This window comes from Porphyromonadaceae bacterium W3.11 (assembly GCA_030434245.1).
In the GTDB taxonomy this organism is placed as follows: Bacteria; Bacteroidota; Bacteroidia; order Bacteroidales; family Porphyromonadaceae; genus Porphyromonas_A.
The window spans coordinates 198,398-222,380 of sequence record JAUISX010000004.1 but is presented as its reverse complement, the minus strand read 5'-3'; the positions used below and the strand labels follow the sequence as shown (position 1 = coordinate 222,380).

The following is a 23,983-nucleotide window of genomic DNA, read 5'->3' as shown; positions in this document are numbered from 1 at the left end:
CAGATATTCTTTTCCCTTTGCTCATAAGTCATTGTCAGGATATTAGACCTGTTATTTTATTTTTCGTCACTGCTTATGTTTATTAATTGTATTTTGCTTCTAATGAGCTGAAAATACAATCACTTGGTAAATTTGCACATTTTTTGGATGTTTCACGTCTAGTAGTAAATTTGATTTATATGGCCATGAAAAACATCTGTCAATTTGATACCAGCTTTGTTTAAACAATTCTTTAGATAAGGTGTCGAGTGCCATAATAAACTGATGGATAGAAGCATATGGAATATGTCAAAATGTAATCAAAAGAGCCAGTTTTACTCGGTAGAAGTCGATGAAAATCTAGTTATATGAAGGAGGAATGTTTCCTATAGGAAAAATATCTTTTTTATATGAGAAGGCAATCTCGTTCCTATAGGATAATTTTCAGCCTCCTTCTGAGCCAACTTTCAGAGGATGCAGTTTTATTTCGTTTCTGAATAGTATATCCTACAATGACAGCCAATTTCTTTGATGGTGGTCCGATATGAGAGAGGTGGTCACACGAAAATGAACACAAAGATTATTTTGTGGAAATATACTAAAACGTTTTATCGCCAAGAGGAAAATTGTTATCTTTATCAAAACGAAACAAAGAGCGGAGAAAAGAAGATCATGGAAAGAATATTAATGACTGGAGCTGGCGAATTACTCGCTGAGCATTTTATAGCGCTGTACTCGGAGCGATATGATATTAGACTCCTAACAAATAATCCCGTTGCTGGGAATGAATATTATTGGGATCCGATGGCTGATGAACTGGACCCAGAGGCCCTGGATGGAGTGGATCATATTTTACACCTTGCAGGATCATCACTAATGCCAATTAGTCGGGACGTAAGAGAGCGAGACGTGTTGCAGACTTATAGGGTGAGCTCTGTGGCATTGATAGGACGTATGCTGATGGCTCGGAGACAGAAGGTCAAGAGTATCATTACGGCCTCTTCGTACCTTTACTATGGGTCCGAATATTCTCCATATATCTTTACGGAACACAGTAAGGCTGGTCGTGACTTCTATGCTCGTATGGATCAGGCAGCTGAGGAGGAATCTTATATCCTAGAGGTCGAGCAATTGGCTGAGCGTTCAGCTTATCCACGCTTTGGTAATATTTTCTGCCATTATGGTGGTATCCTTCCTCATATAGCGATGGGTAGTCAGTATGGCTTAGCTATTTCTCATGGTTTGGGCAGACAGATCATCCCATGGGTTCATATTAATGATGCCTGTCATACTTTGGCTTACATTATTGAGCATCCAGAAATGACTGGACCGTATAACTGTGTAGCTCCAGAGTGGATAACCTATAGGGAAATCTCAGAAAACTGTGCTAAGCTCAGGAGTAATAGGATATTCCCTATTCATTTGCCGACCAGAATCTTACGTTTTAAGTACGGTCAGTATGCAGATCTATTCTTAAGGAGTAGGCGAATGTCTATGAATAGGCTTTTGAATAGTGGCTTTGACTTCGAGTACCCTGATTTTATTTCAGCAGCATTGAATATCTATGACCTCTAAGAAGAAAAGTGGTAGGCTGTGGCTCATTCCGATCACTATCGGGAGTACCGATCCAGGGGCCTATCAGCCAAGTAACAATCTTAAGCAGCTGGAGGTGATAAAGCATTTTGTCGTGGAGAATGCGAGGACGGCGCGGCAGTATATCAAGAGTGTGCTCCCCAAGGCTGATATTTCACAGTTGGAGATTATTGAGATTGATAAGCATGACGGCTATCGGTACCCTCGGGAGGAGGTGATGGCAATCTTAGAAAGAGGTGAGGATGTCGGACTGATGAGTGAGGCTGGCTGTCCTGCTGTCGCTGATCCAGGTCACTTGGTGGTGAGGGATTGTCATAGAGCTGGTATTCAAGTGGTACCTCTAGTGGGTCCATCATCTATACTACTGTCCTTGATGGCTTCTGGCTTCAATGGACAGAGCTTTGCGTTCCATGGCTATTTGCCTTTTGACAAACAGGAACGACGCAAAAAACTTCAGGAGCTACAGCGAAGAGCAGAGCAGGGTGAGACCCAAATCTTCATTGAGGCTCCATACCGCAACGATAAGTTAATTCGTGAACTGGCGAATTCTTTGCCAAAATCGATTGAGCTGTGTGTGGCTATTGACCTCACGACTCCCAGTGAGGAGATTCATCGGCACCCACTTTCGGAATGGGTAGCTATCTTGGATAAGGGGAAGAGCTGGCATAAGAGGCCTGCTATTTTCCTTATTGGTATTTAATAAATCAAGGTGATAGGAGAATACAATTATGATGCTAAAAATATATCCTGATAGTCGGATCCCAGAGACAGTACTGAAGCCTTTGGCTCATGCTCTGGATTCTGGAGAGGTAATCATTATACCTACAGATACTAGGTACAGTATCTGCTGTGATGCCATGAATGGAAATAGTGTGGAGCGATTGGCGGAACTGAAAGGTGTGGATGCAAAGAAGAGTCGATTTTCAATCCTCTGTGCTACAATCTCTCAAGTCAGCAAGTATGCTAAGTTGTCAGATGAAGCCTTCAAGCTGATAAAGGATAATACGCCAGGCCCCTTTACTTTTGTCTTACCGACGAGCAGTACGTTGCCTAGTATATATAAAGGTCGTAAGGAGGTCGGTGTCCGTATCCCAGATCATAGACTGGTAGAGGAGCTAGTTAATTACTATGGACGGCCCTTGACTGGCTTTTCTCTTCCACTTATGCCTGGCAAAGATGAGGCTTATCTGTATCATCCCGAACTGATCCAGGAGGCGTGGCACCATCATGTCAATTATATAGTGGATGGTGGTCTGGGGGAATTAGGTGGTAGTGCTATCATAGATTGTACTAAAGCATCCTTCGAAGTACTCAGAGAGGGGCCAGAGGCTATCCAGTGGTGATTATTCTATGGACATTATATGGCTCTCCTAAAATGCGTGATGGAGAGCAAAAAAATGGCTAAATGCTATCTCTAGTTGGAGATTAGACAACTTTAAATATACTTAACATTATAGCTAAATCTTTGAAATTCAGCAATATAGATGTTTCTCTGTGAAGACTTAATAAAATTATTGAGTAATTCATTTGGTTTAATACCAAAAACGTCTTATATTTGCACTGTGTTTTTCATAGTATTAGATTTTAGGTTAATATTAAGATTGAAGGTTGTCGTGAGACAACCTTTTTCTTTTTGTTGTAGGTAACAAATTATACCGTGAAATTAATATGAGCGAGAAACCATATCTAGACTTTACCAAATATCTTCAGTTGCGATTTCCGAGCATGAAGGTTCAGAAGATTTCTGTTAATGCCGGCTTCACTTGTCCTAATCGTGATGGAAGCAAAGGACGGGGTGGTTGCACTTACTGTAATAATAGCTCTTTTAGCCCCGAGTACACACAGACAATCAAGAGTGTAACCGTGCAGCTGAATGAGGGGATTAAGTTCTTTTCCTACAAATATCCAGAGATGAAATATCTGGCTTATTTTCAGTCTTACACGAATACGTATGATGATATAGAGCGGTTAAAAGCATTGTACGAAGAGGCTTTATCCGTGCCAGGTGTCGTTGGGTTAATTGTGGGGACAAGGCCAGACTGCGTTACGCCCGAACTGTTGGAGTACTTTAAGGAGTTAAGTCGAAAGACATTTGTATATCTTGAATACGGTGTTGAAAGTACTAGTGAGGAGACGCTCAAAGCTATAAATCGAGGTCATACCTTTGAGGAGAGTGCCGCTATGATATGCCAGACTGCAGCTGCTGGGTTGCCTGTGGGAGCACATCTAATTATAGGATTGCCGAATGAAGATCGAGAGGATTATAGGGCTCATATACAGCGACTCTCTGAGTTGCCTCTAACATCGCTCAAACTTCATCAGCTACAGATCCTTAAGGGGACAGTGATGGGTAGGGATTATCTCAAGGATCCTACGCAGTTTAACCTGCTTACCGCGGATGAATATATCGATATCCTATGCGATTTATTGGCTATTTGTCGGCCCACTCTATATATAGATAGATTTGTTTCGCAGGCACCTAGTGAGCTCCTAATCGCTCCTAGATGGGATATCAAAAACTACATCTTCACACACAGGGTAGAAAAACGAATGAGAGAGTTGAACCTTATCCAAGGATGCAAGTATAAAGTGGAGGGTTGAAATATTTTGATGACAATGGATATTAGTTTTGAAAGAATAGTCAATGAATTATCTCCATATTTTAGAGATTTCGAAAGCAGATACCTCAATGACTTTCCCGAAGTGGAGCGGAGAGAGGTCGAAGACCTTATCAGGCTGCTAAATGCTGAGGAGAGCCCGATCACACTCGAGGCTATTCTCTGTAAAGACGACTTCGTGGGCTTTATTAGTTACTGGCATTTGCCACAGTTTATTTATCTAGAACACTTTGCGATAGATCCTAATAAACGTTCGAATGGTATTGGCCGACAGGTAATAGGTCAGATCCAAAAGAGATTCTCAGATGCTCGTTTTGTACTTGAGGCAGAGCCACCTACGGATCACATTACGACTAGACGAATAAAGTTTTACGAAAGACTCGGCTTTACACTAAGTGACATTCCATACATTCAGCCCTCTTATAGGGCAGATGGCGAATCTATTCCCTTAAGAATAATGACCTTGAGATTTAGTCAACCTATCGACGAGGGGGAGCTAGATGACCTAAGACGATATGTTTACGATATTAAGCTATGATTTTTTTTCATTACTTTTGAGGTAAGGGATCATACAAGGACTTAATTGGTTACAAATGAGAAATATAAAAATTATAGCAGAAGCGTCAATCCCTTATCTTAAGGGTGTTATTGAGGGACTTGGTGAGGTCGTATATCTCCCCTCAGAAGACATTACGTCTGAACGTGTTGAGAGTGCCGATTGGCTCATTGTACGAAGTATTACAAAGTGTGATCGAGCACTCCTGAGGGGCTCGCAGGTCCAATTAATTACTACGGCCACAATAGGCTTTGATCACATTGATGCCGAATATTGTGAAGAGGAGGGGATCGAGTGGCGAAATGCTCCTGGATGCAACGCAGAGGCTGTGGGGCAATACTTCGGTGCGTCAATGGCTTTGTTGTATAAGGAAACGGGGTTTGAACCGAAAGGAAAAACCCTTGGGATTATTGGTGTAGGGCATGTAGGATCAGTGGTTGAGCGTTATGCCAAGGCCTTAGGTATGAATGTCCTACGAAATGACCCTCCCCGTGCTAGGAAAGAGGGAGAAGACGGCTTTGTCTCTCTGCAGAAGATTGCAGATGAGGCGGATATCATTACGCTGCATGTCCCATTGACCCACGAAGGAGTGGACTCAACTTATCATCTTTGCGACAAGGCCTTCATCTCAGGTCTAAAAAAGCGACCCATTCTTATCAACGCTTGCCGGGGTGGTGTCACTGATACCGAGGCTCTATTGTGGGGGCTTGAAGAGGGAAAAGTCGATAAGATAATTATTGATTGTTGGGAGCATGAGCCCAATATTTCTTCCGATTTTTTGGCGAAAGCATGGCTGGGAACACCTCATATTGCGGGTTTCTCAGCACAGGGTAAGGCGAATGGAGCTCGGGTCTGTGTGGAGAATGGAATTAAATTTTTCGGACTTAGAAGTAAGGCTTATGAGGCGATGTATCCGCCTAAGTTAGCAGATCCTTTATTGTCCTTAAGTCATAGTGAACATCCACTTTTTGATGCTATAGGTCAGACGCTAGACCTAAGAGCGGTGGATAATCTATTGAGGGCAAATAAACAAAACTTTGAGGCTCAGAGGCGTTCATATCATTACCCATACGAGCCAAATGCTTACGAGGTAAGCCGTGAAGAGATGGGGCTCTATTCTAATAGTGCTGCTTTGATCGGTTTTAAGTTGAGATGAAGGTCCTGCTGCTGAATACGTATCCTCAAGGAGGTGGAGCAGCCATTGCCGCAGGTAGAATGTTGCAGGGGCTAATAGATGCGGGTGTTGATGCTCGTATGTTAGTTGCGGCTACGATCACCGATGCTCGTCCCGAGCTAATGAGTGTACATGGAGTTCATCAGAGTATGGCTTTTCTAGGGGAGCGTATTCAGGTGTTCTTTGCTAATGGGTTTGATAGAGATCATTTATTCAAATTCAGTTCTGCCAATTATGGCGTTGATATCTCGCATCACCCATGGGTGGAGTGGGCAGATATTATTCATATACACTGGGTCCAGCAAGGATTTCTCTCACTTAAAGGTCTGGAGAGGGTATTTGCACTGCCAAGCAAACGTATCTTTTGGTCTCTTCATGATCTATGGCCAATTACGGGTGGATGCCATATCCCTTTTGTACTTAAGGATGGTCAGACACAGTTTTGCTACCGATTTCGTAATGGGTGCAAGCGTTGTCCCATTCTTAACTCTAATCGTGATAATGATTTAGCAAGTCATGTGTATGCGGCTAAGCAGTCTTGGCCGTACGAAAAGATACAATTTCTGGGCGTTAGTAGAGCTGTAACTAGGGAGCTGAAAACCTATCTAGAGAGATTCCCTAGGGCTTTGCCACCTCACACCATTAGCAATATAATCGACTCTAATCGCTTTTATGTGGAGCCTAGGCATCATGGTACGGGTAAGTTGAAGTTGCTCTTTGTGGCTGCGAGGGCAGATGAGAGTGTTAAGGGCTTAGATCTCTTGATAGAGGTGCTTCAGAAGGCTACTGCTATCTCTAGCGACTTTAGAAACAGAGCCGAATTGTATATCATTGGTTCCTTGAAAAAAAGTGTAGATGAGATACCAATTACGGTGGTTTGTCAAGAAGAAGTAGGGGAGGATGAGCTACGAGCAGAGTATAACTCAGCTGATGTCACACTATCTACGTCTAGGTACGAAACATTTGGTCAAACACTCTTAGAATCCATCGCCTGTGGAACGCCCGCAATGGCATTTGATGTAGGTGGTACAAGCGATATCATTCAGCATCAAAAGAATGGATTACTAATCAACCCCTATGATACAGATTCTTATGCTGAGCAATTGCTCAAGCTATGCCAAGACGCTGGTCGAATGGATTGCACCCGTATTACGACTTCAATAGAGCACTTTACGGCTCCTAAGGTTATTCATAGGTTGCTCCATCTTTATGACACTTCGTTGATAAAATGTTGAGAATAATGGTTGGGATTCTTTTTACTTTACTCAAAAATAGTTATTTTCGCACGTAGTATACACTTTAATAGCGATAACCTTATGAATTTTCATATAAGTACAAGACAAATATTTTTATTCCTTGCTTTAATGGTCTTTATGACATTTACCAACACGACGGATGCTAGAGATACTAAAGGTCGATTTGTAGTGATAATTGATGCTGGACACGGAGGTAAAGACACAGGAGCTATTGGTAAGAGGTCTAAGGAAAAAGATATAGTCCTATCGGTAGCCTTGAAGGTGGGTGAAAAGATCAAATCTCAAAACCCCAATATCACTATTTACTACACTAGAGATAGGGATGAATTTATCGGCTTAAGAGAGAGAGCTAGTTTTGCTAATAGGAAGAAGGCGGATTTATTCGTATCGATACATGCTAATGCCAATAGAAGTCGCTCTCCTAGAGGATCAGAAACGTACGTTCTCGGACTTCATAGGACTAAAGATAACCTAGAGGTGGCGATGAAAGAAAACTCGGCGATCTTATATGAGGATGACTATTCCGTTAAGTATGCTGACTTTGATCCTCAGTCTGATGAGTCTTATATCATGTTCCAGTTTATACAGAATAAACACTTGGATGCTAGTATAGAGCTAGCAGACTTGGTTCAGAAAGGCTTAGTTAATTGCGGATTACAGAATAGAGGTGTGAAGCAAGCTGGCTTCCTTGTGCTTCGTGAAGTTGCTATGCCTAGCATCTTAGTAGAGCTAGGATTTATCTCAAATTATGACGACGAGAGCTTTATGCTATCATCAAATGGCCAAAACCTTTTATCCAGCCAGATAGCTAATTCCGTGATTAGGTATGAGAGAGCCTTGACTCTGAAGAGTGGAAAGGGAAGCACCTCAAGCGTGAAAGAGGAGAAGAAGGTCGCTAAGGTTAATAATGATTATAGCAACGCTGACGGGACTTATTATAGGATACAAGTCATGGCAGATAAGAGTGAAGTGTCCCTTAATAGTCGAAAATTTCGTCGATACAAAGAACACATTACGTACTATATGGAGAATGGCTATTATAAGTACACTATTTATAACACAACCGATCTGAACGAAGCAAGACGATATCAGAAAGAGCTTAGAAAACACTTTAAAGATTGTTTCATTGTCGGCTTTAATTCTGCAGGGGATAAGGTGGGGAGCTATTACTAAAAATATAATAGAGACAACCCTGTGGGTCTGTAGAGTGTCACTATGAGGCTCATCAATAAACATCCTCGATTATTTGCATCCCAACATATAAGTGATATCTAGTATCACAATCGTATTGAAAAAAAGCAGAGGGTGTGTCAAAACCTAGTTTTGATGCATCCTCAATTTTTTTGATAGGGTGTGTCCTAAGCAGCTACGAGATGTTTTAGAATTTGGTTTTCCTCTAAAAGTAGGTTGTTAGTGACTAAAAATGGATGATTTGGGCAAGAATGAGGTGTATTATCCATGTTTTTTGGGTTTTTCGCCATCATAGAGCATAGTTTCTTGACATTGAATGCTATGGCAAAGAAGGCAAAGTCCATAGTGACCTTGTCTTGACCGAAGTGTCGAAAGCGTTTGTAGCTCATATTGTATTTCATTTGACCGAATACTGATTCTGGCTCTACACATCGTCGTCCTCGATGTCTTAGTCCTTCTTCGGAGGTAAGGAGTTGGTTTGCTTTCTTTTTGTACTCATTGAGTCTGTGATTGACCTCTATGATTCGATTGCCTTTTGCCTTAAAACATAGTCCTCTGAGTGGACATCCTTTGCACCTCGCAGCCTTATATCTCGCACTCTCAGTAGTGTATCCGCTTGCTGTCTTGCCTCTCTTTGTCCCGATACGCCTCATCCTTTGTCCCATCGGGCAGACATAGTAATCTCCTTCTTTGCTGTAGTATAGCGATGAGGGCTGAAATGGGTCGGGCTTATAGCGAGGACGATGCTCAATATGGAAGCGATTGTATTTGACAAAGGGTGTTGTACCAGACTCTTCCATAAAACGATAGTTCTCTTCCGAGCCATAGCCAGAGTCGGCTACAACAGTAGAGGGCAAATCACCATAACGGTCTTGGTGGAATTGAAGAAAAGGGATAAATGTGAGGGTGTCAGTAGGATTGTAGAAGAGTCCAAAGTTGGTAATAAATTGCTGATTCGTAGCTATTTGTAAATTGTAACCTGGCTTGGTTTGACCATTTCTCATGGCATCCTCCTTCATACGCATAAAGGTGGCAGAGGGGTCGGTCTTGGAGTAGGAGTTGCGATCCTCGAGTTTTTCCAGCTTCTCGTCATACTCCATAAGTTTAGCCTTATGCTCTTCTAGTTGCTTGATCTGCTTCTTCCTCTCTCTTATTTTCTTTTTCTCCTCCTTGTTGACTGGTTCCGGGGTTCTCTCTAGTTCTGCTTTGAAGGTGGTCACCAGCTCTGAAAGTTGTTCCGCTGTAATCTCTACTTCTTCGCTACCCTCGCTATTCTCTTGAGCAATACAATCATCGATTTGAGAGAGCAATGCCTTTAGCTTTTCCTGAAGTTTGGCTCGATTTCGTTCCACGCTCTTCCGCCACACAAAGGTGTATTTATTGGCTTTGGATTCTATCTTAGTGCCATCGATATACTCCACATCAAGACTGATAAAACCTCTCTCTGCAAGTAACAATACCATCTGTGAGAAGACCTTATTGATCTCTCCTTTTACACGATTACGAAACCTATTGATGGTGATAAAATCTGGTTTTTCATACCCTGCAAGCCAGATGAAGTGGACATCTCTTTTGAGGGCTTGCTCAATCTTCCTGCACGAGTAGATGTTATTCATGTAGGCGTAGATAATCACCTTGAGCATCATCTTGGGGTGGTAGGGGTGGCGACCTATCTTACTGTACAAGCCCTTAATATTCTCAATCTCAATAGCATCGATAATGGCATTGACCACTCTCACTGGATCATTAGCACAAATATCCTCGTCAAGCCTTTGAGGAAAAAGCATTGACCTATTGTGTATGTATGGACGAAATTGTATCTTTGTCATAGTTAATTTATTGATATACATAAAGATACAAAATCTTTATGATATAGAAAAGCCCCAGCTTGTGAAAGTTGGGGCTTTTGTCGCAAAATAATAGGGTGCGTCAAAAAAATTAGTTTTGACACACCCTCTTTCTTGTGAGGTTCCTGGCGGATTCGAACCGCCGTAAACGGATTTGCAGTCCGGTGCCTAACCACTCGGCTAAGGAACCATTATTGCCCTTAAAGCTTTGCAAAGATACATAAAAGTAACTATTTGTCCAAATATAGTGGGCGGAAATTAATGGAACAAGCATTTGAGAAATATAGAAATCATTCTTATTGATATTCAGGAGATATAAAATCCTTCTTATTGGAGTCAAGTATTAAGAGATAAATAGTTCTTATAAAAGCTGATGTTGAGGTGGCTTCTTTTCCTTTGCTTTAAGAGCCATCGCAATATCATTCTTCTGATCGGAGCTGCAGTTCAAGTTGTTGAGGCTTCAGTTACTAAACCAATGCCAAGGAGCGATTAGTCTTTCCGAGGATGGTTTCATTTCTGTCACGATTGAATATAGGATATCCAAAAGGTGTAGCTTTTTAGGTATATTTGCGTATATAGCGGGCAGTATGATTCTTCGAGTATAAATATAGAAATAAAGCGTGTATTCATTTGCCCATGAATAGATAATAGTTGAATTATAAGAGAGGTTAAGATAGTATGGCATTAAATCAAAGTTTTTTTAGTCGCGCGAAAAAAGTATTTATCGTGCTAATGATCATAGGCGTCATCGCCAGTTTGCTTTCATTTTTCCTCCTTCCAGATAATTATGCTAAGCTCTTTGGTGTCGGTATTCTGGTGCTAACTGCTAATGTTGGCTTGATGTATCTTTTTGTAAGAATAAATGACAATAGACGTCCTAGATACCGAGATAAAAAAGAGGATAAGAGATTTGACTTTAGGAAATAATAACATTGATGTTTCACAGAATAAATTGACTTTAGAAAGATGAGAAAGATTAGTCCCTTACAGGTTGCTCGTGCCAAATATGAGCCTAAGGTACCTTATGCCCTTCGAGGTAATGTTAGTGTCGTGGAGGGTGAAGTCACCGTATCGGTTGATGATCAAAAAGAGATTCAGGATCTTTTCCCAAATACGTATGGATTACCTGTCATTCGTTTTGCTGAAAGCCCTAATAAGTCTGTATCAGAGCCAATGAATGTAGGTGTGATTCTATCCGGAGGACAAGCACCTGGTGGGCATAATGTCATTGCAGGTATCTTTGATGGTATTAAAGCGATTCATCCAGAGAGCCGTCTTTATGGATTCCTTATGGGGCCTGCAGGTCTGATTGATCATAAGTATATTGAATTAACTGGTGATATCATTGATGAATATCGAAACACTGGGGGATTTGATATTATTGGATCAGGAAGAACTAAGTTGGAGAAGGAAGAACAGTTCGATAAGGGATTGGCTATCTTGCGAGAGTTGAGCATTAGAGCTCTAGTTATCATCGGTGGCGATGACTCAAATACCAATGCTTGTGTTTTGGCAGAGTATTATAAGTCTATCGATGCAGGCGTTCAAGTAATAGGCTGCCCAAAGACAATTGATGGAGACCTTAAGAATGAGCAGATAGAGACCTCTTTTGGTTTTGATACCGCTACTAAGGTCTATTCCGAACTGATCGGTAACATACAAAGAGACTGTAACTCGGCTCGAAAATATTGGCACTTCATAAAACTGATGGGGCGTTCTGCCTCTCATATCGCCCTTGAGTGTGCTCTCCAGACTCAGCCTAATATCTGTCTTATTTCTGAGGAGGTACAAGAGAAGCAACAAAGCTTAGATGACATTGTTACATATATTGCGGAGATTGTTGCTAAGCGAGCAGCGAAGGGTTGTAATTTTGGTACTGTACTTGTACCAGAAGGGCTAATAGAGTTCATTCCTGCTATGAATGCTTTGATTTCTGAGTTGAATGACCTCTTGGCAAAAGAGGGAGATCGTTTTACTCAATTATCTAAGGATGAGCAGAGATCATTTATAATCCGCATGCTCTCTGGGGATAATAGTAAGGTGTATGCTTCTCTTCCTGAAGATGTAGCAAGACAGCTGACCCTCGATAGAGACCCTCATGGCAACGTGCAAGTTTCATTGATAGAGACTGAGAAATTACTAGCTGAGATGGTGGGAAGTAAGCTAAAAGAGTGGAAGGCTGAGGGTAAGTATGATGGTAAGTTCTCTACACAGCGACACTTCTTTGGCTACGAAGGTAGGTGTGCAGCTCCATCTAATTATGATGCCGATTACTGCTACAGTATCGGCTACACAGCGGCAGAACTGATTGCTAGTGGAAAAACAGGCTATATGAGTTCCGTCCGTAATACGTCTAGACCTGCTGCGGAGTGGATCGCTGGAGGTATTCCTATTACGATGATGATGAATATGGAACGTCGTCATGGAGAGATGAAGCCAGTGATTCGTAAGGCGTTGGTTGAACTAGATGGTGCACCGTTCCAAATGTTTGCAAAGCATCGCGATGACTGGGCTATAGAGACACGATATGTGTACCCTGGTCCTATTCAATATTTTGGACCAAGTGAGGTCTGTGATCAGCCCACAATAACCCTGACATTAGAGCAGGAAAAATAGTATAAACCACATACCTATACAGGGCGAGAAAGAGGGTGATGAACCCTCTTTTTCGTAAGGTGGTATATCTGTACAATAATTGGTACTTTTACAGATAGATTATGTGTATAAGGAATAGAAATTAATGACAATATATAGATTAAATAAGACCTATGAAGTTTTCGGTATTAAGTGATTATCTTAAGGATCACCTCGATGTGGTTAACCGCGTGATATCCAATAAGAGTCAGCTCTCCATTATGGAGTATGTCCTTTTTGAAATAGAGGGTAATAAAGTGAAGTTGACAGCCACTGATGGGGAGACCCGGATGCTGACTTCTATGGAGTTGGAAAGTAAGGATGGGGATGACATCTCTTTTTGCGTTCGTGCAAAGCAGTTGCTTGACCCATTGAAAGAGATTCCTAACTTAGTGATGTCTTTTGAGATAGATATGGAGAAGCTTATCCTTGAGGCTAATTATGGAATGGGAAGCTTCTCTTTTCCTCTTCTTCAGGGTAGTGAATTTCCAAATAGTGAAGCTTTGACATCCGAATCTGTGAAGATTGAAATGCCTGTCTCCACGTTTGCGGAGGGATTGGAAAGTACTATCTATGCGGCGAGTGTAGAGGAGATACGTCCAGTGATGACGGGAGTGCATTTGGATATTCGTCCAGAGCATCTTTCTTTCGTTGCTACGAATGGCTTCTTATTGGCACTCTATCGTCATTCGGCTCTTGATCTTGGTGTCACAGAGCGAACACAGGTAACGATCCAACGCAAGCCAGCGGATTTGCTGCGTTCACTTTTTGCTAGAGCTAATGAAGATGAGATGTTGACTGTCGAGATTTTCCATAACTATGCCGTCTTTAGAAGTCCATCTATGGAGTTGCAATGTAGGTTGTTAGAGGGAAAATATCCTAATTATGAGACCGTCATTCCAACCGATAATGATAAGGTGATGGAGGCTGATCGTCTGCAGTTGCTATCTGCTACTACTCGTGTTAAGGTTTTTGCTGATAAGGGAATGCAACTAGTGAGTTTTGACTACAGTCCACAGCAATTGACGCTCAAAGCTAGTGACTCCGACTTCAGTACGAGTGCTGAGGAGTCTGTGCCAGTTTCTTTCTCTGCAGAGTCTGCACGCTTTTCATTCCGTGCAGATCACGTTATCCAGATATTGCGTGCATTGCCGACCCAGAATATCTCGATGAAAATAGGAGATAGTGCTAGGGCTGCATTGCTTTCACCAATTGGCGGTGAGGTCGGTGTGGAGATAACCGTAGCGATGATGCCTTTAATGTTTTAGTAAAATATCTAACTGACAATTTTTAATGATGCTTCAATTAGAGCGACCAATAGTTTTTTTTGATTTAGAGACTACTGGTCTAGATATATCAAACGATCGAATCGTGGAAATCTCTTTACTAAAGGTTTTTCCTGATAATAGTGAGGAGATGTTACACACATTAATTAATCCTGAAATGCCGATACCAGCAAGCTCTACAGAGGTGCATAAAATCAGCAATGAGATGGTGGCAGATAAGCCTACCTTTAGAGATATGGCTAAGCGTATTGCTGCCTTTATTGAGAATTGTGACTTGGGTGGCTATAATTGTATTCGTTTTGATATACCTTTGCTAGCGGAGGAGTTTCATCGTGTTGAGGTACCGATTGATCTTAAAGCTAGTCGGAAAGTGATCGATGCACAGGTTATTTTTCACAAGAAAGAAGCGAGGACGTTATCCGCAGCTTATAAATTCTATTGTGGTAAGGATTTAGAGGGTGCTCATGCCGCAGATGTAGATACTAGAGCTACTTATGAGGTGTTACTGGGTCAGTTAGAGATGTATGATGACTTGCCTAAGGATGTTGAGGCATTGGGAGCATTTACACGAATGAATGATAATGTGGACTTCGCTGGTCGTATGATTTATGATAAGGATGGTGAAGTGCGTTTTAATTTCGGAAAGTATAAGGGTCAGTTAGTAAAGGATGTATTACGCAATAACCAAGGTTATTATGAGTGGATGATGCAAAGCAACTTCCCTCATGATACTAAGTTAGAGCTGACGCGAATTAAGATTAGTGTCGAATCAAATTAATCATAGAGTAGGGACCAAGTTATGAAGAATCTTGAGGGTAAAAATATAGTGGTTGGTGTTACGGGTAGTATTGCGGCATATAAGAGTGCCCAGTTAGTACGGTTGTTCGTGAAGGCTGGGGCAAATGTCCAGGTCGTCATGACCCCAGCAGCCACAGAGTTTATAACACCCCTGACCCTCTCAACCTTGTCAGGAAAGCCTGTTCTTTGGAAGTTTTTTGAGGAACGTACAGGTTCGTGGAATAGTCATGTAGATCTAGGAGTCTGGGCGGACGCGTTTGTTATAGCACCTGCGACTGCTGCTACTCTAGGGAAGATGACTCATGGTATTGCTGATAATTTATTAGTGACCACATATCTATCCTGTCGTGCTCAAGTGTTCATCGCACCAGCAATGGATCTAGACATGTTTGCTCACCCATCCACGACCCTTTCTATTCAGCAGTTGGCTGAATGGGGTGCTATAGTTGTGGAGCCTAGCGTTGGAGAGCTTGCAAGCCATCTAATCGGTAAGGGCCGTATGGCTGAGCCAGAGGAGATCTTCGAAGCCGTCGCTGATTATCTGCAACCAGAGTATCAACAGACCCTGCAAGGGGTAGAGTTTATGATTACCTCAGGTCCTACGTACGAAAAGATTGATCCTGTCCGATTCATTGGTAACTACTCTACTGGTAAGATGGGCTTAGCTTTGGCTGAGGTAGCTGCCGAACGAGGTGCTTCTGTTCATTTCATCTCTGGTCCTGTGGACCACCTCCCTAAGGGCAAAAATATCAAGATTGTTAAGGTGGAAAGTGCTGATGAGATGCTTCAGGAGTGCAATAAGATAGAAGGAGCCTACGAGGTGGCTATCTTCTGTGCCGCTGTGGCTGACTATAGAGTAGCTACACGTTCGGAGCATAAGATCAAAAGAGAGGAGCAGGGAGCTATGTCATTAGATCTGATTCCCAACCCAGATATTGCCGCTACATTAGGTGAAGAAAAACGAGATGAGCAGATCCATGTAGGCTTTGCCTTGGAGACTAACTTGACAAGAGTCGGAGTTTTGGATAAGATGGATCGCAAGAATTTTGATTTTATCATTGCCAATTCTCTACAGGATGATGGTGCTGGATTTGGTGGCGAGACTAATAAGGTGACGATTTTTGATCGATTGGGTAAGGAGGAAACGTCCTTGCCTTTGATGAGTAAAAGAGAAGTTGCTGAGAAGATTATAGATAGGATAGAAGATTTACTGGAGGGAAGATGAAAAAGGGCTGTTTGCTATTGGTCCTGATTGCTTTGGTCTCAATTCATGGGAAAGCTCAATCTATATTCGAGCCAGAGGTGGTCATTAATACTTCTGGCGTAGGTGATGGAGCGACTCGTGACCTTGCGGAGCTTGAGACACAGTTAGAAGAACTTTTAGTTAATTACTCTCCAGAGATTTATCTCACTGAGGTTCCTAAGAATCCTATTCGTCTTTTTGTACTATTGAATGTCAACTCCGGCGATGGTGTGGAGTTTATCGCCGATATGGAGATGGTGATGTACCGTCCTATATTTGGAGAAGAGCGAGAGTCTATAGTCTTCATAACAAGTCAGAGAGAGCTGAGATTTCGTTTCCAAAAAGAGTTCAATCGGGGAGGATTAGGGAGGTCATTACCAGAAGACCCCTTACAAGCGAGGATTTATTATTATGCGACATTAGGTCTGCTGTACTATTATGATAGTTTCTCTATATATGGAGGCACCCCATTTCTAGATTATTTAGAAAAAGAACAGGGCCATTTTGAGCAGGTCATGTCCAATTCATATCAGTCGCTAAGTCAGACGAACACCCGTGATGATAGATACCTCTCAGAATTAAAAAGTGAATGGGGTGAGAAATTTAGAGAATTGTGGTACATCTATCACAGGACGGGATTGGATGCAGAAGATGATTCCAAATACGGACAATCTTTGTATTCTGTTTTAATGGGACTTAAGGCTCTTCGCGAAGCAAATAGATCGCTGAGTTTCTTTCAGTTTTTCTCTGATACCAAGCAAGGAGAGATACGTCATTATTTTTTGGAAAGCAAAGCCACGACACACGATGATGCAAAGAGGCTTGTTGATGAACTTTACCCAAACCTATTAAGTAGATTATGATCAAAAGATTATATATCAAGAATTTTATACTCATAAAGGAAATCTCTCTTGATTTACTAGATGGCTTCAGTGCCATAACAGGCGAGACAGGTGCTGGTAAATCCATCTTAGTCGGTGCTATTGGCTTAATATTAGGCAGTAGGGCTGATAGCAAGAGTGTCCGAGAGGGAGCAACAAAGGCGATTATAGAGGCTGAGTTTTTGACGGATGGAATAGAAGGACTTAAGGAGCTGTTTGAGAGTGAGGCTCTAGATTACGATAGTACTTGTATCTTACGTCGAGAGGTTTTGAGTAGCGGTAAGAGTCGTGCCTTTGTGAATGATACTCCAGTTACACTCTCTACTCTTAGAGCGATTGGGGAGCGACTGGTAGATATTCATTCGCAGCATCATAACATGCTAATTGGCGAAGAGGTGTATCAAATGGGTGTGTTGGATACACTGGCAAATAATGCGAATCTACTGCACAGGTATTCTGCTGCTTATGAAGAATATTGTGCTGCACTAAGACAGCTAAAGAGTGAAACCAAAAGGTTAGAGGAACAGAAGAAGGAGGAAGATTATCTTACTTTTCAATATAAACAGTTGGATGACGCACACCTCAAGTCGGGTGAATGGACTCAGCTCGAGGAGCGACAAGCGATGGCTACTCATGGACAAGAGATCAATGAAGCTTTGAGGTTTTTAGCATCATTTGACAGTGCTGCTACTGAAGAGCAGCCGTCTGTTAGTGAACAGATCAGCAGTGCTGTGAAGATGTTAGATCGTGTTTCTGAGCACTATTCTCAGGCAGCTGAATTACATGAGCGGTTGTCTAGCCTCAGCGTAGAGCTCTCAGATATCATCAGAGAAGCAGACTCCCTACTAGATGGAGTGGATGTTGATCCGCAGGAGCTTGAGCAACTAGAGGCAAGATTAGACCTCCTACAAGGTTTGCTCTTTAAGCACAACCTCACAGAGTTTGATGAGTTGATAGCCCTTCGTGAGAGATATGCAGCACAACTAGCTGAGATAAGTGATTCTGATTACCACCTTAATGAATTGGAAAAAGAGGTCAACGAGAGGAAGCAGGAAGCCTTAAGCTTAGCTAAGTCTCTCAGTGAGTCTCGTGAGAAAGCAGCCGAAGATATGTTGCCCATCCTACATGAGTTAATGAAGGAGCTCGGCATAGCGGGTGCTACATTTAAGGTTGAGCGAACCGACTTGCCTCAATTAGATGAGTTTGGTATCGATCGAATACAATTTTTATTTGCTACCAATAAGCAGACCACTCTACAGCCTATCAAAGAGATTGCATCAGGTGGCGAGATATCTCGTTTTATGTTAGCCCTTAAGAGCATTATAGCAGCTCATAGAGTGCTCCCAACAGTTATATTTGATGAGATAGACACAGGTGTCAGCGGTGAAGTGGCTGAGAAGTTAGGACGAGTCATGAAGCGATTGAGCCGTCATATCCAAGTCCTCTCTATAACGCATTTGCCACAGATAGCAGCTCTAGCTGATCATCAATTGGTGGTGGCAAAAGTAGAGGAGACAGACGGTTACGTCACAGGTATTAAGGAAGTTAGAGGAGAAGAGAGAGTAAAAGAATTAGCCTCTATGCTAAGCGGTGCAGAGCTTACTGATGCAGCGATGGCTAATGCTAAAGAGTTACTGACAAAGAATAATAAAGTAAAATGATAAGAAACGATGAAATGATCTTCGGTATTCATGCTGTGCGAGAAGCCCTCCAAGCAGGCGAAGATATTGACCATATATATGTGAAGCGAGAGACGAATAGTGCTCTGATGTCAGAGTTGTTAGAGGCCTTAGGAGAGCAACGTGTCCCCATTCGTAAAGTCCCTATGGAGAAGTTGAATAGACTCACAAGAAAGAACCATCAGGGGATTGTTGCGATCAAAGCAGCGACTACCTACTATAGGTTAGAGCAAGTCATTCCAGCTCTTTATGACGCAGGCAGAGAGCCTTTTATTGTTGTGCTTGACGGTATAACAGATGTCCGAAACTTCGGAGCTATCGCTCGTACATGTGAATGTGCAGGGGTCGATGCGATAGTTATCTTTGAGCAGAATTCCGTTTCTGTTACCTCTGATGCAGTCAAAACCTCGGCGGGAGCTCTCTCTCGGATTGCTGTTTGTCGTGAGCGTTCGGTAGATAAAGCCCTAGATTACCTCAAGCAAAGTGGCGTTCAATTGGTTGGTGCTACAGAGAAAGCCTCTGATCTAATGTACGACAATAAGCTCAGAGCTCCTATTGCTTTGGTTATGGGTGCAGAGGATAGTGGACTTTCGGAGTATGCCTTAAGGCAATGCGACCATCTGGTGAGGATCCCCTTGTATGGTGATATTGGCTCCCTGAACGTGTCTGTCGCCTCTGGTATTTTGCTCTATGAAATAATCAGACAAAAAAGAAATAATTAATATCCTATTTAATAATCTTTTAAAAAACAATTTATTATGAAAGAAGTTATCAATACACCTAAAGGACCAGCTGCAGTAGGTCCATATTCACAAGCTGTCTGTGCTAATGGTTTTTGCTATGTGTCTGGTCAGTTAGGCCTAGATCCAGCGACTGGCGACTTTGCGTCAAAAGACGTTGTCGGTCAGGCAGAGCAGATGATGCAGAACGTTATCAATATTTTAGCTGCTAAGAACATAACCTTAGAAAATGTAGTAAAGACTACTGTTTTCTTGACAGATATCAATGATTTTGCTGCGGTGAATGAAGTTTACGCAAAGCACTTCAACGCACCATATCCAGCACGCAGTGCATTCCAGATCTGTGCTCTTCCTAAGGGCGGTTTGGTAGAGATGGAAGTTATTGCAGCGATGTAATCAGTGACTTTCTCAATAAAAGTAGAGCGGACACACCAAATGGTATGTCCGCTCTACTTTTATATAAGATTCTGGCTTAGAAAAGAGGAAGCCAATGGGTGTAAGAGAAGTCCATTGGGTGAGGAAGAAGTGGGTGAGTAGGTGCGATACGTATCGCTACCTTGTGGTCCCCAGGGTTGTCCACAATGATATCCATCAGATAGGTCCTACGGCTTCCTTCTTGCTCAATCAATTTGAAAGGATAGTTAAAGGCGTGTACCTTTTCTCCTGTCTTAGGATCCTCTTCGGTAACTACCAGTTCTATTTTCAGTTCTGTTTCCAATCCATTCATCTCCAAAGTGAGTTTTGTCTGGAATGTTTCGCCGACCTCGAAGGCTCTATTCTGTACAGATTGGTTACTCTTCAATTCAATCGTTTCGAGCTTATCCCAATTCATGGCGACATGATTTTTCCATGCAACAATCTCATCAACGGCCTTATAGTTATCCGCACTTAATTGTTTGCTCCTCTTTGCCAAAGGATTATAGAAGCGAGCAATGTAATCGTCTATCATTCTTCTCATCGTGAAGCGTGGGAAGATTTCAGCCATTGACTTCTTAATCATCTTAACCCAGCCAGTCGAGTACTCGTGACCATCATGGCGATCAAAGAATAATGGGATTAACTCATCCTCAAGGATATTGTAGATGGTTACCGCATCTAGTTCATCTTGTAGGCTTTGGTCTTGGTAGGTACGCTTATCCGTAATGGCCCATCCGCCACCTTCCACATATCCTTCATACCACCAGCCATCTAAGACTGACAAGTTGAGAGCTCCATTCATCACCGCTTTCATGCCCGATGTTCCAGAAGCTTCCAATGGGCGTGTAGGCGTATTAAGCCATACGTCCACTCCCGCGATGAGACGTTGAGCGACACGGATGTCATAATTTTCTAGGAAAAGAATCTTCCCTCTAAATTCTGGTCTCTTAGAGATTTCATGGATATGCTTGATTAGCCCTTGACCGCCCCCATCTGCAGGGTGTGCTTTTCCTGTGAAGAAAAACTGTACTGGGTACTTAGGGTTATTCACTATTTTATTCAGTCTCTCTAGATCAGTAAAGAGTAGGTGAGCCCTCTTGTAAGTTGCAAACCGACGTCCGAAGCCAATGATCAAGGCATTAGGGTTCAGGGCCTCCAATGTCTCAATGATAGATGAAGGGTCACTACCTTCCTTACTTAGGCTTATTTTATACCGTTTGCGAAGATATCGTAGCATACGCTCTTTCATCTCCTTACGCATGTTCCATATCTCTTGGTCAGGTACATTCATCAGCTTCTGCATCACATCAGTATTTGCCTGATCTCTCATGAAATCATCAGAGACATACTTTTTCATGAAGGGCACCCACTTGTGTGCCATCCATGTAGGCATGTGTACCCCATTAGTTACGTACCCCACGTGTAGTTCGTCAGGAAAGTAACCTTTCCATACAGGAGCGAACATCTTTTGAGATACCTTGCCATGTAGGAAGCTAACACCATTAGCTTCTTGACAAGTATTCAGAGCCAATACACTCATAGAGAACTTTTCATGACTACCTGGGTTCTCTCGCCCTAAGTCTATTAGTTCTTGGAATGAAATCCCCAGTTTGGCAGCATAGTGACTCATGTATTTACTAAATAGCCCCTCCTCAAAGTAATCATGACCAGCGGGTACAGGAGTATGTACAGTATATAGAGCTGAGGCTCTAACTATCTCAATGGCGTGATCAAAGTCCATGCCCTCTGCTACTAACTGAGCGATTCGCTCCACATTAATAAGAGCAGCGTGTCCTTCATTGCAATGATAGATATCCTTCTTGATTCCAAGCTTTTTGAGCAGGAGGATACCTCCGATCCCAAGCATGTACTCCTGTTTCATACGGTTTTCCCAATCACCACCATATAATTGATGAGTGATGAATCGATCCCAATCGCTATTGAGCGAAAGGTCCGTGTCCATAAGATAGAGTGGCACACGTCCAACATTTATCTTCCAAATATAACTATAGACGATATGATCTCTAAATGGAACCTCCAGTATCATAGGGCTACCATCTTCATTGAATAGCTGCTCCCCAGGTATATTATTGAAGTTTTGGGGTTCATATTTAGCTACCTGTTGCCCATCAGGTGTGATACTTTGTTCAAAGTACCCTTCTCTGTATAAGAAACCAACACCTACCATATCCACGCGAGAGTCACTCGCCTCTTTCAGATAATCACCGGCCAATACGCCTAAGCCACCAGAGTATATCTTAAGGACGTTCGTCAGCCCATACTCCATGCTAAAGTAAGCAACACTAGGGGCATCAGTACGAGCAGGTTCATTCATGTAGTGACTGAATTTTTCGTATATGGTATCCAGATCATTAAGAAAATCCTCATCAGCTTGTAGCTCCTCCTGCCTTTTCTTTGTTAGTTTGGCCAGTAACATTACAGGATTTCCCTTGGATAATTCCCAAGTGTCAGGGTCAATCTTTTCAAAAAGGCTCCTAGCCTCGTAGTTCCCAACCCACCATAGGTTGTTGGCAAGTTCTTCTAGCTTAGATAACCTCTCTGGCAACTTCGAAAAAGTGTATATATTATGCCACGTGGGTTCATTTGTTTTCTTACTTTTAATCATCTTTCTTTTATAGTTTTTTGAAAATACATTTCAGTCTTTCGTCTAAAAACACAACTGTAAACTTACCAATTATATACGACAAAAGTACTTTTTGTATTATGAAGATTATGCTATTTTTAGCATACTATGCTACTGCGTAGCTACTTATTTATTCTTACCTACTATTGCTGAGGTTAAGTATTAATAGTAAATTGCGAGTTAGTATAAAAAAGAACATCTCGATATAATACCACATGAAAATTATTCATACCGCAGACTGGCATATCGGTGGTGAACTGTATGGTCACGACCGTACAGCAGATCATATCTCTTTCTTTGAGCAACTTGCCAGCCTCCTCTCTTCTGAGCAACCTGATGCGTTGGTAGTGAGTGGAGACATCTACGACCGAGTGCTACCAACTCATGCTGCACAGAAGCTTTATATTGATACGATTCTGATGCTTCATAGTGCGAGTCCTAGCACAGAGATCGTCATTATTTCAGGAAATCATGATAGTGCTTCTCGCCTAGAGTTGACACGACCCTTGTGGTCCCACTTTAATGTCCATGTCATAGGATTTATAGAGCGAGATGGCGAAGAGGTGAATCGTGAAAAGCATTTCATTACGATACCTAATAAAGGACATATTATAGCCCTCCCCTTTGTTTATCCACATGCTTACCCCCCTACGGAGGACAAAACAGATGATCGTCAGAGGGCTTATGTGACCTCTCTCTTAGACATCGTTAAGGAACGGAATAGTGATGGATTGCCTATTGTGCTCATGGCTCATACCGCTGTGGCAGGAAGTGATTTTATGGGACATAAGGAGCATGATATCTCTTTGGATGATGAGCAACGTAGTATTGTCGGAAATATTGAGGTCGTCACCTTTGAGGAGTTTGGTACAGGCTATGATTATCTAGCCCTGGGGCATATCCATAGACCACAGGAGATTAGAGGAAGTGGCGGCCGTGCTTATTATTCAGGCTCCCCATTTGCGATAGGTTTTGATGAAATCTTTCCACACTCTGTCAATCTTGTGGACGTTCAGCATGATCAGGAACCACTTGTGAAACGAATCCCTATTCATCCAGCACGTCGGTTGGTTACGCTACCGGATCATCCAGCATCTCTTGATGAAGTTATCCAAGCGATTGATAGTGAATTAGATCCTGATGAAGAAGTTTTTGTCCGTATTAATCTGGGAGTCGAAGGTATGGTTCCGGTAGGTGCTGAGGCTAGGATTATGGAGGCCTTGAAGTCTAGACCTCATGCTATTTTTTGTACTATAAAGTATACAAATACTATGGAAGCGGTTGATAATCAACGAGATCAGATAGAGATGTATGAGAGTGTGAGAGATAACGACCCTATAGAGATAGCCCTCGCCTATATGTCTGGAAAAGTAAATGAGGAGATGAAGGAGGAGTATAAAAGTATGATTGAGAGCCTGTGGCAAGAGATCATTAGAGCAGAGTAGTT

The 23,983-nt window shown here is 42.2% G+C and carries 20 protein-coding genes and 1 tRNA gene; 18 read left to right on the top strand and 3 right to left on the bottom strand.

The features are described 5' to 3' along the window. Positions 1-651 precede the first annotated feature (651 nt). From QYZ87_07550 to QYZ87_07515, 8 genes are all read left to right on the top strand, one after another. Positions 652-1,554, top strand: coding sequence for a DUF1731 domain-containing protein (locus QYZ87_07550; protein MDN4754381.1), 903 nt, complete (start codon positions 652-654; stop codon positions 1,552-1,554). Then, on the top strand, positions 1,544-2,272 hold the full coding sequence (locus QYZ87_07545) for an SAM-dependent methyltransferase (GenBank protein ID MDN4754380.1): 729 nt from the start codon (positions 1,544-1,546) through the stop codon (positions 2,270-2,272). Before QYZ87_07550 ends, QYZ87_07545 begins: the two co-directional genes overlap by 11 nt. A 28-nt stretch (positions 2,273-2,300) precedes the next feature. Further along, a complete protein-coding gene (locus tag QYZ87_07540) occupies positions 2,301-2,915 on the top strand; it encodes an L-threonylcarbamoyladenylate synthase (protein ID MDN4754379.1) in 615 nt (204 codons plus the stop codon). A 325-nt stretch (positions 2,916-3,240) separates the two neighbouring features. Then, positions 3,241-4,173 carry a TIGR01212 family radical SAM protein gene (locus QYZ87_07535; protein ID MDN4754378.1) on the top strand — a complete coding sequence of 311 codons (933 nt, stop codon included), beginning with the start codon at positions 3,241-3,243 and terminating at the stop codon, positions 4,171-4,173. Between the two features lie 15 nt (positions 4,174-4,188). Beyond that, positions 4,189-4,728: a GNAT family N-acetyltransferase gene (locus QYZ87_07530; GenBank protein ID MDN4754377.1), complete on the top strand. Its 540-nt coding sequence runs from the start codon at positions 4,189-4,191 to the stop codon at positions 4,726-4,728. Positions 4,729-4,783: 55 nt separating this feature from the next. After that, positions 4,784-5,902, top strand: coding sequence for a 4-phosphoerythronate dehydrogenase (locus QYZ87_07525; protein ID MDN4754376.1), 1,119 nt, complete (start codon positions 4,784-4,786; stop codon positions 5,900-5,902). Continuing rightward, positions 5,899-7,155, top strand: a complete 1,257-nt coding sequence (locus QYZ87_07520) for a glycosyltransferase (protein ID MDN4754375.1) — start codon at positions 5,899-5,901, stop codon at positions 7,153-7,155. The genes QYZ87_07525 and QYZ87_07520 overlap by 4 nt, the downstream gene beginning before the upstream one ends. Positions 7,156-7,293: 138 nt before the next feature. Next, the gene (locus QYZ87_07515) at positions 7,294-8,349 is read left to right on the top strand and encodes an N-acetylmuramoyl-L-alanine amidase (GenBank protein MDN4754374.1); all 1,056 of its coding nucleotides are present in this window, start codon (positions 7,294-7,296) and stop codon (positions 8,347-8,349) included. Positions 8,350-8,534: 185 nt separating this feature from the next. On the opposite strand, the gene QYZ87_07510 is transcribed toward QYZ87_07515, so the two are convergent. Both QYZ87_07510 and QYZ87_07505 read right to left on the bottom strand, forming a co-directional pair. After that, complete coding sequence (locus QYZ87_07510) at positions 8,535-10,196, bottom strand: IS1182 family transposase (protein ID MDN4754373.1); 1,662 nt, start codon at positions 10,194-10,196, stop codon at positions 8,535-8,537. Between the two features lie 137 nt (positions 10,197-10,333). Next, a tRNA-Cys gene (locus QYZ87_07505) sits at positions 10,334-10,404 on the bottom strand. 488 nt (positions 10,405-10,892) lie between these two features. Between QYZ87_07505 and QYZ87_07500 the strand changes: the two genes are divergently transcribed. The 9 genes from QYZ87_07500 to QYZ87_07460 all read left to right on the top strand — a co-directional run bounded on the left by QYZ87_07500 (position 10,893) and on the right by QYZ87_07460 (position 19,871). Continuing rightward, positions 10,893-11,141 (top strand): hypothetical protein, encoded by a 249-nt coding sequence (locus QYZ87_07500; protein ID MDN4754372.1) that lies wholly within the window; start codon positions 10,893-10,895, stop codon positions 11,139-11,141. Between the two features lie 39 nt (positions 11,142-11,180). After that, complete coding sequence (locus QYZ87_07495) at positions 11,181-12,830, top strand: diphosphate--fructose-6-phosphate 1-phosphotransferase (protein MDN4754371.1); 1,650 nt, start codon at positions 11,181-11,183, stop codon at positions 12,828-12,830. Between the two features lie 152 nt (positions 12,831-12,982). Further along, entirely contained in the window at positions 12,983-14,116 is a 1,134-nt protein-coding gene (dnaN, locus tag QYZ87_07490) for a DNA polymerase III subunit beta (protein ID MDN4754370.1), read from the top strand. Positions 14,117-14,141: 25 nt separating this feature from the next. Beyond that, entirely contained in the window at positions 14,142-14,912 is a 771-nt protein-coding gene (locus tag QYZ87_07485; protein ID MDN4754369.1) for a 3'-5' exonuclease, read from the top strand. A gap of 21 nt (positions 14,913-14,933) precedes the next feature. Beyond that, positions 14,934-16,157, top strand: a complete 1,224-nt coding sequence (gene coaBC, locus QYZ87_07480) for a bifunctional phosphopantothenoylcysteine decarboxylase/phosphopantothenate--cysteine ligase CoaBC (GenBank protein MDN4754368.1) — start codon at positions 14,934-14,936, stop codon at positions 16,155-16,157. Continuing rightward, complete coding sequence (locus QYZ87_07475) at positions 16,154-17,038, top strand: DUF4835 family protein (GenBank protein ID MDN4754367.1); 885 nt, start codon at positions 16,154-16,156, stop codon at positions 17,036-17,038. Before coaBC ends, QYZ87_07475 begins: the two co-directional genes overlap by 4 nt. After that, positions 17,035-18,717, top strand: coding sequence for a DNA repair protein RecN (gene recN / locus QYZ87_07470; GenBank protein ID MDN4754366.1), 1,683 nt, complete (start codon positions 17,035-17,037; stop codon positions 18,715-18,717). The genes QYZ87_07475 and recN overlap by 4 nt, the downstream gene beginning before the upstream one ends. Next, positions 18,717-19,457 (top strand): 23S rRNA (guanosine(2251)-2'-O)-methyltransferase RlmB, encoded by a 741-nt coding sequence (rlmB, locus tag QYZ87_07465; protein MDN4754365.1) that lies wholly within the window; start codon positions 18,717-18,719, stop codon positions 19,455-19,457. The genes recN and rlmB overlap by 1 nt, the downstream gene beginning before the upstream one ends. Positions 19,458-19,493: 36 nt before the next feature. Then, positions 19,494-19,871 carry a RidA family protein gene (locus tag QYZ87_07460; GenBank protein MDN4754364.1) on the top strand — a complete coding sequence of 126 codons (378 nt, stop codon included), beginning with the start codon at positions 19,494-19,496 and terminating at the stop codon, positions 19,869-19,871. A 76-nt stretch (positions 19,872-19,947) separates the two neighbouring features. Here the strand turns inward: QYZ87_07460 and glgP are convergent, their stop codons facing one another. Then, positions 19,948-22,518 carry an alpha-glucan family phosphorylase gene (gene glgP / locus QYZ87_07455; protein ID MDN4754363.1) on the bottom strand — a complete coding sequence of 857 codons (2,571 nt, stop codon included), beginning with the start codon at positions 22,516-22,518 and terminating at the stop codon, positions 19,948-19,950. Positions 22,519-22,751: 233 nt separating this feature from the next. Here glgP and sbcD point away from each other — a divergent pair, with 233 nt between their 5' ends. Then, the gene (gene sbcD / locus QYZ87_07450; GenBank protein ID MDN4754362.1) at positions 22,752-23,981 is read left to right on the top strand and encodes an exonuclease subunit SbcD; all 1,230 of its coding nucleotides are present in this window, start codon (positions 22,752-22,754) and stop codon (positions 23,979-23,981) included. Positions 23,982-23,983: the final 2 nt, after the last annotated feature.